The 13721-nt window shown below is 54.9% G+C and carries 10 protein-coding genes; 8 read left to right on the top strand and 2 right to left on the bottom strand.

All coding sequences use genetic code 11. The annotated features are described in order from the left end of the window. Window positions 1-22: 22 nt before the first annotated feature. Together F4555_RS10365 and F4555_RS10360 are read left to right on the top strand one after the other, a co-directional pair. Window positions 23-1813 (top strand): cell wall-binding repeat-containing protein, encoded by a 1791-nt coding sequence (locus tag F4555_RS10365; RefSeq protein ID WP_004013947.1) that lies wholly within the window; start codon window positions 23-25, stop codon window positions 1811-1813. Further along, entirely contained in the window at window positions 1814-2659 is an 846-nt protein-coding gene (locus tag F4555_RS10360) for a hypothetical protein (protein WP_004013410.1), read from the top strand. It begins immediately after the preceding gene. Between the two features lie 109 nt (window positions 2660-2768). Here F4555_RS10360 and hrpA read toward each other — a convergent pair whose 3' ends face one another. Further along, a complete protein-coding gene (gene hrpA / locus F4555_RS10355) occupies window positions 2769-6647 on the bottom strand; it encodes an ATP-dependent RNA helicase HrpA (protein WP_115325654.1) in 3879 nt (1292 codons plus the stop codon). Between the two features lie 40 nt (window positions 6648-6687). Between hrpA and F4555_RS10350 the strand changes: the two genes are divergently transcribed. The 5 genes from F4555_RS10350 to F4555_RS10330 all read left to right on the top strand — a co-directional run bounded on the left by F4555_RS10350 (window position 6688) and on the right by F4555_RS10330 (window position 11030). Continuing rightward, complete coding sequence (locus tag F4555_RS10350; RefSeq protein ID WP_115325656.1) at window positions 6688-7632, top strand: hypothetical protein; 945 nt, start codon at window positions 6688-6690, stop codon at window positions 7630-7632. Between the two features lie 185 nt (window positions 7633-7817). Next, complete coding sequence (locus tag F4555_RS10345) at window positions 7818-8174, top strand: hypothetical protein (RefSeq protein WP_004013950.1); 357 nt, start codon at window positions 7818-7820, stop codon at window positions 8172-8174. Further along, window positions 8174-9391 carry a VIT1/CCC1 transporter family protein gene (locus tag F4555_RS10340; RefSeq protein ID WP_004013951.1) on the top strand — a complete coding sequence of 406 codons (1218 nt, stop codon included), beginning with the start codon at window positions 8174-8176 and terminating at the stop codon, window positions 9389-9391. Before F4555_RS10345 ends, F4555_RS10340 begins: the two co-directional genes overlap by 1 nt. 8 nt (window positions 9392-9399) lie before the next feature. Then, complete coding sequence (locus F4555_RS10335; RefSeq protein ID WP_004013415.1) at window positions 9400-10218, top strand: trimeric intracellular cation channel family protein; 819 nt, start codon at window positions 9400-9402, stop codon at window positions 10216-10218. Window positions 10219-10331: 113 nt separating this feature from the next. Further along, window positions 10332-11030 (top strand): HNH endonuclease family protein, encoded by a 699-nt coding sequence (locus F4555_RS10330; RefSeq protein ID WP_115325658.1) that lies wholly within the window; start codon window positions 10332-10334, stop codon window positions 11028-11030. A gap of 82 nt (window positions 11031-11112) precedes the next feature. Here F4555_RS10330 and pgm read toward each other — a convergent pair whose 3' ends face one another. Then, the gene (pgm, locus tag F4555_RS10325; protein WP_004013419.1) at window positions 11113-12780 is read right to left on the bottom strand and encodes a phosphoglucomutase (alpha-D-glucose-1,6-bisphosphate-dependent); all 1668 of its coding nucleotides are present in this window, start codon (window positions 12778-12780) and stop codon (window positions 11113-11115) included. A 132-nt stretch (window positions 12781-12912) separates the two neighbouring features. Between pgm and F4555_RS10320 the strand changes: the two genes are divergently transcribed. Beyond that, a complete protein-coding gene (locus F4555_RS10320; RefSeq protein WP_004013421.1) occupies window positions 12913-13707 on the top strand; it encodes a glycosyltransferase family 2 protein in 795 nt (264 codons plus the stop codon). Window positions 13708-13721 lie beyond the last annotated feature (14 nt).

Genomic DNA, 13721 nt, shown 5'->3' with positions numbered 1-13721 from the left:
CAAACCGCCGGAAGCCCAAGAGGTGCCCACGGCGGCAGTGCAGGGGTTCAACCCGGGAATGATTATTAGCGACGAGCTGTTTTACAATCCCAACACCATGGATGCTGCGGCTATCCAAAACTTCTTGAACGCCCAAGGGCGTTCTTGCACCTCCGGCACCGCAACTATCACCGAAACCCTACCGGCTGACCCCAATGCGCCCAAGAATCCTGACGGAACCGCTCCGCAACCGCAGACGCAAACCAAACAGGTCACTATCCCCTGTTTAAAGGACTTCGCCCAAGACACCCCTGATCGCCCCGCCGATAACTACTGTCCTGGTGCCTACCAGGGAGCCCCGGGAGAAACAGCTGCGGTGATTTTGGCTAAGGTGGCGCAAGCCTGCCAGATTAATCCCCAGTCCCTGCTGGTGACGCTACAAAAGGAACAAAGCCTGATCACCGCCTCCGGGTCGTCCTTAAAGATTACTTCCTACCAACGCGCTATGGGTTATGGCTGTCCCGACAGTGCACCCTGCGACGAGCGTTACTATGGGTTCTTTAACCAGGTTTATAACGCCGCGCACCGCTTCCACTACTATCAAAAGCACCCTGCAAAGTTCCGCCACCGTGCCGGGAGAATAAACGATTTGCTGTTCCATCCCTCGCGCAATTCCGATGGCTCCTATAAGTGCGGTACCAAATCGGTCTTTATCGAGAACCAGGCCACAGCTGGGTTGTACAACTACACGCCCTATACCCCCAATGATGCCGCACTGGCTGCGGGGGGAGGTCTCGGCGATGAATGTTCTTCTTACGGAAACCGTAACTTTTATCGTTTCTTTACCTCTTGGTTTGGCTCCACCGGCTCTGTCAGTGCGATCCCTTCGGGTCGTCTCGCGGGCAAGACTCGGATAGACACGGCCGCTGCCATTTCGGCGCGAGCATTTTCCAATGGAAGCCAAAAAGTTTATGTGGCTCGCGCCGATGGCCCTATCGATGCCTTGGCTGGGGGAACTCTGGTGGACGGGCCGGTGCTGCTGGTACCCACTGATTCGCCTATTCCCGCCTCGGTGCGTAATGAAATCAATCGTCTTCGCGCGGTACAGGTGGTAGCCCTGGGGGGCTCAGCTGCGATTCCAGACACCGTTTTGGCCGATGTAGCCCAGGGGCGTTCCACTGCCCGTCTCTTTGGCAAGAATCGTTTCGCAACCGCGATTGCGATTTCTCGGGAAGCCTACCCGAAGGGCGCGAAACGCGCCTATATTGCTGACGGAGTGGGAGAGGATAATTCCGGTTCCCCAGACGCGGTAATCGGGGGTACTCTCACTGACGGTCCGGTTTTCTTGATTGACCCCAAGAGCTCCGACAGTTGGGATTTGGTGGCATCTGAGATAAAGAACCTCAAGCTGGACACCGTGGTGGCATTGGGGGGCGAAAACGCGGTGCCTGCCAAGGCCTTGAAACGCATCGCTGCCGGACACAATCAGGGACGCCTATCCGGCCCCAATCGCTACGCTACGGCGGTTGCCGTCGCTTCCTATGCCTTCCCACCCCAGCAGGGGATTGCGAACCCTCAGGGCGGTTCAGTGCTGTCTGACAAGGTGGTTTATATAGCGCGTGGCGATAACTTTGCTGACGCCCTGGTGGCGGGAGCCTTGACTGACGGGCCGGTTCTATTGCTGCCTTCCCGCACGGATAGTCTGTCGGCTGATGCCCACAACTATGTGGCTGCACTGCATCCGCACACGGTGTTGGCCTTAGGTGGGATGGGTGCGATTCACCCCGATACGGTAGAGGCTACCGTGAACGCTGTGAAAGCTGGTTTGCGCTAATTGCAGCGGTTTTTCCGGGGCATTTTATTCGGTATAGCCGGGCTGATTTTGCTAGCAGCGGTTTTGGGGGCAGTGTTAAGTGCTATCTCTGCAACCGTGTCTGTCCCGCCCTCATCGGATGATTCTTTCTCCGGACCGATTGCGCCGCGCCTGGATTTGACCGATTTTCGACCTGGTTTCTTGATTTCTGACGCGGTGTTCTATAACTATCAAGCCATGGATTTACCCAAAATCGAGGCTTTCATTCGGGAAAAGAACGCGGGTTGTCAAGACGGGGCGGCTCCGTGTTTAGCCAATTATCGTGAGAACACTAAAGATATGCCCGCTACGCAGTGGTGTTCGGGCTACGCGGGTAACCCGGAAGAATCAGCGGCGATGATTATTTTCAAAACCTCCCAGGCTTGCCACCTTAACCCCCAGGTTTTACTGGTTTTACTGCAAAAGGAACAGGGTCTGCTCACGGCTTCAGGTTTCGACCTTACTCCCGCCCGGTACGAGATTGCCACTGGTTTTGGTTGTCCCGATGAGCAAAACTGCGATGAGCGTTTTTTCGGCTTCTCTACCCAGGTTTACTACGCAGCCGCCCAGTTCCAACGCTACCGTCAGCAGCCGCATCTGTTTAAAATCCGAGCCGGTCAGATGACTCGGATTGCTTTTTCACCCGACCCGAACTGTGGCGATGCCGAGGTCTTCGTCGAAAATCAGGCCACTGCTGGACTGTATAACTACACGCCCTACCAGCCAGATGCGGGCGTTTTAGTGGGTAACCCCGGGCATTGTTCCAGTTTTGGCAACGCGAATTTCTATGGGTTATTTCGTACCTGGTTCGGTGATTCGCACCGCTAGACGCGGTTTTGTGCGGGTTCATGAGGTGCTAGGAGCACTGTGTCCTAGGGTCTTAGACCCGAAGCAACACCGCTGAATTTTACCCCTTGGACAAATTTTTCCGTCCCCGTCAAAGAATTTCGGCTAGGAGTTTCCGTAAACGTTTCGCCGAGACTTTTTCTATAGTGCCCAGTTGCTGGGCAAATAAAGAGAGCCTGAATTCCTCTAACAGCCAGTAGATTTCTTGAATCTTTCGGTGGGTATCGGCGTGGAAAGGCCGGGCTTTGATGGTGGCCACGCTGGTCTCGAAGTCGCGCGTTACTTCTGCGAGGCGCTGGCTATGCTCGGCGTCCGCCGCCGAGTTGTGTCGAGCCTTTTCCAGCCGCAAAGTATCTGCCTGGAGGTATTTTTCCAGGCGTTGCAGCCACTTATACGGGGTTCTAGCGAGGAAATCACCCTCCAGTAACTGGTTGACGTGGTTGACGATTTCTTGAATGGTATGGTGCAGGGTGGGGCTGGCCTTAGCCCGGGCATTCTCGATAACACGCTGCAACTCAACACGCTGCTGCATCGTTGCAGCGACACCTTGAAGTATCCGGTAAACCGTATCTTCGAAACGATTGGCGCACTCAGCTTGCAACTGGACTAGGTCATCTTCCCCTTCCAGCTGGTGTCCTGTTGCTAGCCATTCCTGGGTCAAAGCCACCCCAGCAGCGCTTTGGGCGGCTTGCACCAAGGCGGCGGTGCTGGGATAGGGCGAGGCCGCCAGGGCGGCGGCCTCTGCCCCGCGCCAGCGGGTTATCACTCGGGTTTGGGGCAGTTCCAGAGCCTCGGTAAGAGCAGCGGCATAATCGCGGGGTTTTTCGACTTTAGCCTTTTCGGCCTCCTGCTGATGCCATACCTTGCCTTGGTGGGTGGTGGTGTTTACTATCAGAGTGTTACGCAGCACACTGAAGTCATCTCCCTTGGCTAAAACCCGACCTTTGGCGGTAATGATAGCGAAATGGTTGCGTTGATTTTCGGGAAGCGCCTCATGCATAGCGGATAAATCGCCTCGGCTTAACTCCACCCTTCGCGCGGTGGCGATAGCCTGGCTAAACACCTGGTCTAGGCTCGGGCGCTCACTGGGGTTTACCCCAAGATAGGCGCTGATCGGCTCCCAAATTTCCTCTACCAGCGCGGCGGCGGGAACTACTTTTTTACGCACCTGCTTGGGCAGAGCCTTGATTCTAGCCAAGAGGTGTTCCCGCAAAGCCCCGGGGATGGGCCAATCAAAGCCCGTAGGGTCAATGGTCTCTAGGCTACGTTCGGGAATAATAATAGTTACCCCTTCAGAAAGGTCAACCACGTCAATCTCACGCTGCGGTATTTTCGAGCTTTTATGGCGTTTTGACTGGGTAGTATTGCGATGAATGTCTGCGGTGGGGGCGGGGGTAATCCCCCCACGTTTCCCCCCGAAAGTATAGGCCAGGGGTAGTAAAGTCTCGTTTTGATTCCAAAAGTCAGGGAATTGCTGGGCATCTTCGCTGGCGGGAACCAGCAGTTCCCACGGAAAATCCAAGTACTGAGGATCCTCAAAGCGTTTGGTTTTCCACCAAGCATTGAAAGCCGCCGCAGAGGTGACATTTTCCGGTAGCTTTTTGTCAAACCAGCTCTCTAAAGTGAAATCGTCTATCTCGCCAGGAATCTGCAGCCGTACCCGTGCCTCCTGCGCTGCCACCAAGCGCTCCCGGTTAGTTTGAATAAATGCCGGATTTTCACGCCATTCTCCGGCCACCAAAGCATGACGAATAAACAGGGCTCGCGCTAAATCCCGCGCCGGTTGATTCTCTACCAAGGTCGACCCCAGCGAGGCCAAGGTGTGTGCCCGGTCGGCCACCAGAGTAAGACCATAAAGCGTCACCCGTTCATGAATCATGGCGGCCTGGGCGCGTAAAGACCAGTAGGGCTCAAAATAGCTACGCACCAAGAGATATTTACCAGCCTGTTCAATCCACTCAGGTTCCACCCTGGCCACGGTGCGAGCAAACAGCCGAGAAGTCTCTACAAGTTCAGCAGCCATCACCCAGTCGTAGTGCTTCGAAGTCAGTCCCGAGCCTGGCCACACCACAAATTTTTGCCCCCGGGCACCGAGGTATTCCCTTTTTTGGGACGACCAATATCCAATCTGCGCCAACATCCCGTAAAGCAAGGCCTGATGTAGGGCATTAGCGTCAACCACGTCAACATTTATTTCGTTTAAACTGCGGGTATTTATCCCGATTTCTTGCAGCATTTCTCGCAGTTGCTTGGCGAGGTCAAACCATTCACGAACCCGCAAGTAATGCAGGAATTCGCGACTGCATCGGCGACGAAACGCACTGCCGGAAAGAGACCCCTTTTGCCGCTGGAGATACGACCACAAACGCAGGTAGGCCAAGAAATCCGAGCGTTCGTCCTCGAAGCGGGCGTGCATTTCGTCAGCCTCACTGCGTTTTTCGCTAGGACGTTCCCGCACGTCTTGCATGGCCAAGGCCGCTACCACAATCACTGCTTCCGAAGCCACCCCCAGTTCATCGGCTGCCAAGAGAATTCGCGCCAGTCTAGGGTCGAGGGGCAAACGGGCAATTTTTCGCCCCAGACGAGTAATTCGCACCGGTTTTTTCCGCGTATCCAAGGCACCAAGCTGGGACAATTCCAAAACCCCATCGGTAACGGAACGCGGGGAGGGCGGATCAAGGAAGGGGAAATCCGCGACTTCCCCTAAACCCAGGGAAGCCATCTGGAGGATAACCGCAGACAGAGAGGTGCGTTGAATCTCGGGTTCGGTATATTCAGGACGTGACAGGAAATCCTGTTGGGAGTACAGGCGAATACAGATTCCCGGGCAGGTGCGTCCACAGCGTCCCGCCCGCTGATTCGCGCTAGCCTGCGAGATGGGTTCTATCGGCAGACGCTGCACCCGAGTCTTGTTGGAATACCGAGAAATCCGAGCCACCCCGGGGTCTATCACATAGACAATTCCCGGAACCGTCAATGAAGTTTCCGCCACATTGGTTGCCAGTACAATGCGCCGTAGAGAATGGGGGGCAAAAATGCTTTGCTGGGCGGCTTCAGACAGACGTGAATAGAGCGGCAACACCTCGATAGCTCCGGGAACGTTTGACTTTGAATCGGGCTCTACAAAGCGATGTCCTAGGTGTCCTTTCAAAGCAGCAGCGGTATCGCGAATATCGGCTTCACCAGCCAGGAACACCAAAATATCACCCGGACCCGCTTCAACCAGTTCATCCACCGCCCGCAAAATCCCTGTTACCTGGTCGATTTCCTGGTCAACCACGTCCACTTCAGTTTCCTTTATTTCCAAGCTTTTTTTGGGGTTTAAGCTTGGTTCTATTGCGCAAGATTCGAGGTGTCCCGGGGAAACTTCCGTCACCAGAGGACGGTATCTGATTTCAACAGGAAAAGTGCGACCCGCCACTTCTATCACGGGAGTGTCCACCCCGAAAGCAGTGGCGAAACGCTGGGAATCAATAGTGGCAGAGGTGATTATCACCAATAAATCCGGCCGAATTTTCACCAAACGTTGTAAATAACCCAAGATAAAGTCGATGTTCAAGGATCGTTCATGCGCCTCGTCAATAATCAGGGTGTCATAGCGACGCAGCTGCGGGTCTTGACTCATCTCGGACAAGAGAATCCCATCGGTCATCAGTTTGATGCGAGTATCCGCCCCCACGTTTTGCCGGAATCGCACCTGGTAGCCCACGGTTTGCCCCAGGGTTTCGTCCATTTCAGCGGCGATACGGGTAGCGACAGTACGCGCCGCGAGGCGCCGCGGCTGGGTGTGGCCGATGATTCCATTGGTACCACGCCCCACTTCCAGGCACATTTTGGGCAACTGGGTGGTTTTCCCCGAGCCAGTCGCCCCGGAAATCACAATGACCTGGTGGTGGCGCATCGCATCGAGAATCTCTGCCCGCGCCTCGGTGACCGGCAGTTCGGGAGGATAAGTCAGTTTTCTAGGCATTCTGTCCCCTATTTTAGGGCAGGTGGGGGACAATGTTTAAGTGACAACTCGGCAAGCACCTCATGAACCCGAATCAACAGCGAAAACCACCCGCCACCCGGTGTGGGCACCCATCTTGGAATGGCTCCACCCAGAACTGCTCAGCACCACGGCACCGAGCACAAGCAGCGCTCCGACGGCTTTCAACGCGGCACTGCAATACATGCTGCAACTGGGGATACCGGCCGAGCGGGGAGCCATCGGAGTAAAGTTCCCTCGCGCCCAGCAAGCTACCTTAGGAGAGCAGCCCGACGGGACGTGGATAGGGCAATGTGCCCCGGAGCAGGCCGCCGCCCTGCGAGCTGTGGTAGAGATGACAGATTTGCTGGAATATCCCGAAAACTTCCCGTCCCTGTTAACAACCTTGGAGCGCGCGCACTGGTATGGAATCGAGATTCGCTGCCGTGAAGCGGATTTACCCCCCGAGCTTTCTAAGATTACGCGCCCAGTCACCGCTGCGGGGCTCCACCCGGCTTTAGGGATTAAGCCCGAGGCGCTGCGCGAGGAAAACCGGCAAGTTATCGGCAGCTTCCCCACCATCGCGCTGGATTTAACCCCGTTAGGCCAGATTTTAGCGCCGAACTGGCGGTTTTTATTGGGGATTCATGAGGTGATAGCCCTGGTTGTGGACGCTAATAGCGACGAGCGAACTAATCTGGAAGAGGCCTTGGCCAGCTTGATTGACCTGCGAGCTGCTCTGGGTATAGATACCGACCTAACCGTAGGAATCGCCGGGGAATTTACACCAGAAACACTCAATTTTGCCACGGAAACTCGCGATGGCGGCTCAGAAATTTTAGGGACTGGGCTCAAGCAGAGGCTGAAAGAGGTTTTAGATTTATCCACTGCTTTTCACCACGGTAAAGAGAACGTTGCTTGTGCGTTTGCCGCCGATGTGATTTTCCGGGCTGCCCAGTTAACCGCAGCACAACACGGGATAAACTGAGGCAGGCATTACCAACCCAGCCCAGTGGCGCGACAACACGCGGGAACGCGGCGAAGCGCGCACCGGCTAGAATTTTAGGCGGCACTCGGGTGGAGGGAGGCAGGGCTAAGGCCAAAATAGCTTTGCCTCGGGTTTGGGGCTCCAGTAGGATGGATGCAGAGCACACCCCAGATTTTAGGAGCGAAATGGGTAGCGGAAAATGGTTGTTTCTAGCCGGGATTGGAACCGGCGCTTTTTTGGTGCTGCGTCTACCCCAACACCAGATTGAATCGATTAAGGATTTCACCAGCCAGATTGCCCAGTCCCCCAATCTCACTGCTGCTAAAGCAGCGGCGAGTGAAAAACTCCGCGCGGCTTTACGGCACCACGGCAGTATTCTGGTAGACCGCATGGCCGAAGAATTGAAGCGGCAGCTTCACGCTGCGGATTTAAATCGCGAATCAGCCGGAAGCGAAAATCCGTCAACCACGTCAAACACTGCGGGTCAGAATGACACAAAAAAAGACAATCATATTATTATTAATGGGAAAATTGTTTCTTGATGAATAAACCGATTGACCCTAGCAGCCCCACCCGTGAGCAGCTTAGACGTTGGCGTCGTTACCTGGCCGAAGAACGTGACGAAGCCAGAATCTATCGTGAACTGGGTTTGCGTCGCAGCGGCCTAGATCGTGAAATCTTGTTGAATCTGGCAAAGGCCGAAGGCCGGCACGAAGCCCACTGGCTGCGCCTGTTGGGTAAACATGCTGAACCTGCCCCGAAAAGCTCGTGGCAAGTGCGAATTTTGCAAAACTTAGCAATTCGGATTGGCTCAATTTTTGTGCTGGCGCTGATGCAACGCTCCGAAGAGCGTGGCACCTATGACGTTGATGCCGATGCTACCGCCCAAATGGCAGCCGATGAGCACTTGCATTCCGAAGTGGTGCGCGCTCTAGCGGCTAACTCGCGGGCACGGTTTTCCGGGAAAGCTCGCGCCATGATTTTTGGGATTAACGACGGATTAGTTTCCAACTTGGCCTTGGTAGCTGGTATCGCCGGTTCGGGAGTAAACCGAGGTCTGATTGTGCTCACTGGTTTCACTGGCCTGATGGCGGGAGCCCTGTCGATGGCAGTAGGTGAATACATTTCCGTCACCACCCAACGCGAACTCCTGGAGTCTTCACTACCTAATCCGCAAATGCGTGAAAGACTGCCAATGCTAGACCGAGCAGCAAATGAGCTGCAGCTGCTGTTCCTAGCTCGAGGTGAAGACCTGGAGACCGCGACTCAACACGCCCGCGCCATTATGAGCTCCCTGGATTTGCCAGAACAGATTAAACCTCAGATTTCCTTAAATAAAGATAGCCATACCATAAAAAACGGTACTACCAGCGATGATAGCCGTATTGACGGCCAAGAAATAAGCATTAAAAACCCTAAAATGAGCCAATGCACCCCGGGCGATGATATCGCTGCAGCCACAGATTCTCTTGACACTATTGGCTCCGGATGGCAGGCCGCCGCGTTTTCTTTCACTTCCTTTTCGATAGGAGCGCTGGTTCCCGTATTACCTTTCCTTTTTGGACTCGACGGCTGGATGGGAATCATCAGCGCGACTCTCGCTGTGGCCATAATCTTACTGTTCATTGGTGGTACCATGGGAATCCTGGCTGGCAAACCACCGTGGCTGCGAGCTTTACGCCAAGCCGCCCTGGGATTCGGCGCCGCCACCGTGACTTACCTGTTGGGAAATCTCGCCTCTAACGTCCAGTTTTTTTAGGAGTCACCGTGTTGGAAATCTTGCTCTGGCAACCCAATCCTCCCGAAGAGCTGTTAAAGAATGGTTTGCCGGAACTCTTTAGATTCATGGACTTGACCGGGGTTTTCTTAAACGGCATCCTGGGAGGTCGACTCGCGCGGCAAAAAGGCTTCGACCCAGTAGGTTTCGCGGTGTTGGCCATTATGAGCGCCTTGGGAGGCGGGATTATCCGTGATGTCATGCTGAATAACGCCCCACCCGTTGCACTCACCGACCGCTATTATCTGACTATGGCCATACTCGGAGCCTGTTTGGCATGGCTGTGGAAATTCGATGGCAAATGGTCGCGGCGTGCCCTGATTATCTGCGACGGCCTGGTGTTGGGGGTCTGGGCTGCCACCGGCACCCAAAAAGCTCTGGCATTAGGATTTGCTTTTATTCCCTCGGTATTAATGGGGGTTATCACCGCTATCGGGGGAGGTATGGTACGAGATGTCACCGCTGGGAATGTACCGGCGGTTTTTGGTGGCAGCACGCTCTATGCCATTCCCGCCGTGATTGCCTCGGTTCTGGACGCGATTCTGTTCAGCAGTGGCTATCCCCTGTTGGGGATGCTCATCGCCGCCGTCGTGGGTTCGGGGATTACCGTTATGGCTTCGTGGCGACGCTGGATGCTGCCCAATATGAATGACTGGTCGATTTCGATGACCCCCAAACAATGGCGCAACTTTCAAAAAAAACGACAGCAGGCCAAACAGAAAACTCGACAAAACCAAGCGAAATCCAATCCTAAAAATCCTCCAACCGAGCCAAACCCCCAGACTTCAACTCCAGATTCGGCTTTCTGATGCCTTTTTAGCGAGCTAATTCGAAATTCCTTAAACCCTGTGGAAAACGGAGTTTTCCACAGGGTAAGCCCGGCAGAGTTGCCCCGACCAACTATTCCCTCCAGGCTAGAACTGTGTTTAGATTCCAACAAGTAACCCTCGGGGATATCGCTTTGGTTATCCTCGCGGGACTGTGTGCCTGGGCGGTGATTCCCGGCCTGGGACCTGAACTCGCTAATTTACCAACACCTGGGTTTTCTTGCCAGGTAAAACCCCATTCTAAAATTGACGTGGTTGACGCTTGGCAGGAACTTTGTTCCCTACGCTTGCGTCAAGATTCAGGACCGGGCGGGTATAAACGCGATTTCTTTGGCGGCTGGAAAGATCTGGATCACGACGGCTGTGACACTCGAGCCGAAATCTTGGCACGGGATTTTCGCCATGCTCGCTTCGATAGTGCCAAACCTTGCCGATTGGTGGGTGGGGTGTTCCACGACCCCTATACCGGGAAAACCACGAGTTTCACCGCCGCCCCGGGAGCCGTCGTACAGATTGACCACGTGGTGGCGTTAGGCGATGCTTGGGCCAGTGGGGCGAACCAGTGGAGTAACGCCCAACGGCAAAAATACGCTAATGATCCCGCCGTTTTGCTAGCTGCAGACGGAAAAGCGAACCAAGACAAAGGCAAACTCGCCGCCGATGGGTGGATGCCTCAGAATAAAAACTTCCGCTGCACCTATGCCCGCCAGCAAATCAATATTAAATACCGCTGGGATTTATCCGTAACCCCACCAGAACGCCAAGCGCTGCTGCTTGCCCTCAGCCGGTGCTGAATTGAACATGAGGGGCAGGTTTACGGCCTGCCCCTCATGAATCCGACCCCATAACGGGACGAAACGAAACCAGAAGGAGTACTCAGCTACTAGCCAAAGCTGCGGCGACTACCTGTTTAGCCTCGGCCTGAACCTGTTTAAGATGCTCGGGGCCTTGGAAGGATTCGGCGTAAATCTTGTAGACGTCCTCGGTCCCCGAGGGACGCGCCGCGAACCAAGCATCGGCGGTGGTTACTTTTAAGCCGCCAATCGCCGCTCCGTTACCGGGTGCCTTTACCAGACGATCCACAATGTCTTGACCAGCGAGCTTACTGGCCGTCACGTCTTGTGGAGTCAACCTCGCCAACTTGGCCTTTTCAGCTTTAGTGGCCGGAGCATCAACCCGTTGGTAGAAAGACTCCCCGAAACGCTGTACCTGGTCGAAGTGCAACTGCGAAGGAGTCCGACCGGTAACCGCCAAGATTTCAGAGGCCAAAAGCGCGGCCACAATCCCGTCTTTGTCCGTCGTCCACACCGTGCCGTCTTTGCGCAAGAAAGAAGCCCCGGCGGATTCCTCGCCACCAAACCCTACCGAGCCATCAAGGAGTCCAGGAACAAAGTGCTTGAACCCGACGGGAACCTCGACAAGTTTACGTCCCATCGCGGCGACCACCCGGTCAATCAAGGCTGATGACACCAGGGTTTTACCCACCGCGCAATCTTCACCCCACCCGGAGCGATGCGTGTAGAGGTATTCAATGGCCACCGCCAGATAGTGGTTAGGATTCATCAAGCCGTCAGCGGTAACGATGCCGTGACGATCAGAGTCGGCATCGTTACCAGTAGCAATGTCGTAAGGGGCAGAACCGCCCTCCATGACTTTACGCAGCGCCGCCATCGCGTAGGGCGAAGAGCAGTCCATGCGAATCTTGCCATCCCAATCCAAAGTCATGAACGACCAGGTCGGATCGACCTTTTCGTTTACTACTGTCAGGTTTAAGCCGTAGCGTTCCGCAATCGCCGCCCAGTAGTCCACCGCCGCGCCACCCAGGGGATCAGCCCCGATACGAACCCCCGCAGATTTAATGGCATCCACGTCAATCACGTTAACCAGTGAATCGACATAGGACGGGAGAAAATCAAATTTTTCTATACAGTCTGCAGCGAGAGGATGCGACTTGCGCGGCACATTACGCCAGCCCTCTTTAAGGATTTCATTCGCTCGCGCAGCTATCCACGAAGTGGCATCGGAATCGGCCGGTCCACCGTGAGGAGGATTGTATTTAAACCCGCCATCACGCGGCGGATTGTGCGAGGGAGTAACCACTATGCCGTCGGCTAGCCCTGCCCCACCCAGGCGCACTCCCCCGGGAGTGCCCGCCCCGTTGGCTTTCAAAATGGCGTGCGACACCGAAGGCGTGGGAGTATAGGCATCACGGGCATCGGTGTAGGTATGCACCCCGGCAGCAGCTAAAACCTCTAGGGCACTCTTCCACGCGGGTTCAGATAGAGCGTGGGTATCACGCCCAATGAACAGCGGTCCATCAATTCCCTGCTGGCGGCGATACTCTACGATGGCGGCAGTGGTAGCCACAATGTGAGCCTCGTTAAAAGCCCGGTCAAGGGAGGAACCACGATGCCCGGAAGTTCCGAAAACCACTTTTTGGCTTTCTTCGTTAACATCCGGTTCGAGGTCATAGTATGCGCCAAGTACGGCGGAAACATCAATCAAATCTTGCGGTTGCGCAGGTTGTCCAGCTCTTTCATGCATGTCCTCATTCTCTCACCAACTTGGGATTTTGGGAAGATTTTCACGCGGGTAGCCTGCGTTTGTAAAATCTTGGCTTTTAAAATTACTTTACTTAGTTTTTATAAATTGGAAAAATAGGCTTTAGAATGAAGTATGCTCGAAACCGAAAAACTCCCTAAAGTCGCGGTGGTTATCCCCGCTAAGGACGAAGGGGACTCCATTGCCGCCACGGTCAGAGCCTCGAAAGCCATTCCGCGTGCGGATTTATTCGTTGTCATTGACGACGGTTCTAGCGATAACACGGGAGATGCGGCTCGTTCTGCCGGTGCGGTCGTGGTGCGTCATTCGGTGAACCGCGGTAAAGCCTCGGCGATGGAAACCGGGGCGAAGGTTGTGGCCATGCGCGATTCCGAAGAAGATCCGGCTCGCTTAATTCTGTTTTTGGACGCAGATCTAGGTGATTCAGCGGCCGAAACCTATCCCCTGGTGAAAGCAGTAATGTCCGATGGAGTGGATTGTGCGATTGCAAATTTACCAAAACAAGCGGGGGCAGGAGGCCACGGTTTCGTCACTCGCCTGGCACGAAGCGCCATCCGCTGGGCTACCGGATGGGAACCAGCCCAACCGCTGTCTGGACAACGCTGCTTGCAGCCTAAAGCCTTCTTTGACTGTCTACCACTCTCCCCTAGCTGGGGAGTGGAAACCGGCATGACCATAGACCTGCTGGTACAAGGGTATTCGGTACAAGAAGTTCCCTGTGAATTGACCCACCGAGCCACCGGTAATGATTTCGCGGGTTATACACACCGTCTCCACCAGTTTCTCTATGTGCTCCTGGCGGCTACCATGCGCTTCATTCGTCATGTCCGCGCCCCGCGACAGCTACGCCTTAGTGCCAGCGATACCCAGGTATCCGGGGCTGTCTATCAACTTAAAACCACAGGATAATAGTTGACGTGGTT

It is taken from the genome of Mobiluncus mulieris, from assembly GCF_014204735.1.
GTDB classification, from domain to species: Bacteria; Actinomycetota; Actinomycetes; order Actinomycetales; family Actinomycetaceae; genus Mobiluncus; species Mobiluncus mulieris.
The sequence above is the reverse complement of the archived record's forward strand: the minus strand, read 5'-3'. Positions and strand labels throughout refer to the sequence as shown.

Excerpts from the sequence above, each read along its gene's own strand:
- hrpA (WP_115325654.1), bottom strand. The coding sequence starts at position 6,647 with ATGCCTAGAAAACTGACTTATCCTCCCGAACTGCCGGTCACCGAGGCG.
- F4555_RS10345 (WP_004013950.1), top strand. The coding sequence starts at position 7,818 with ATGGGTAGCGGAAAATGGTTGTTTCTAGCCGGGATTGGAACCGGCGCT.
- F4555_RS10340 (WP_004013951.1), top strand. The coding sequence starts at position 8,174 with ATGAATAAACCGATTGACCCTAGCAGCCCCACCCGTGAGCAGCTTAGA.
- pgm (WP_004013419.1), bottom strand. The coding sequence starts at position 12,780 with ATGCATGAAAGAGCTGGACAACCTGCGCAACCGCAAGATTTGATTGAT.
- F4555_RS10320 (WP_004013421.1), top strand. The coding sequence starts at position 12,913 with ATGCTCGAAACCGAAAAACTCCCTAAAGTCGCGGTGGTTATCCCCGCT.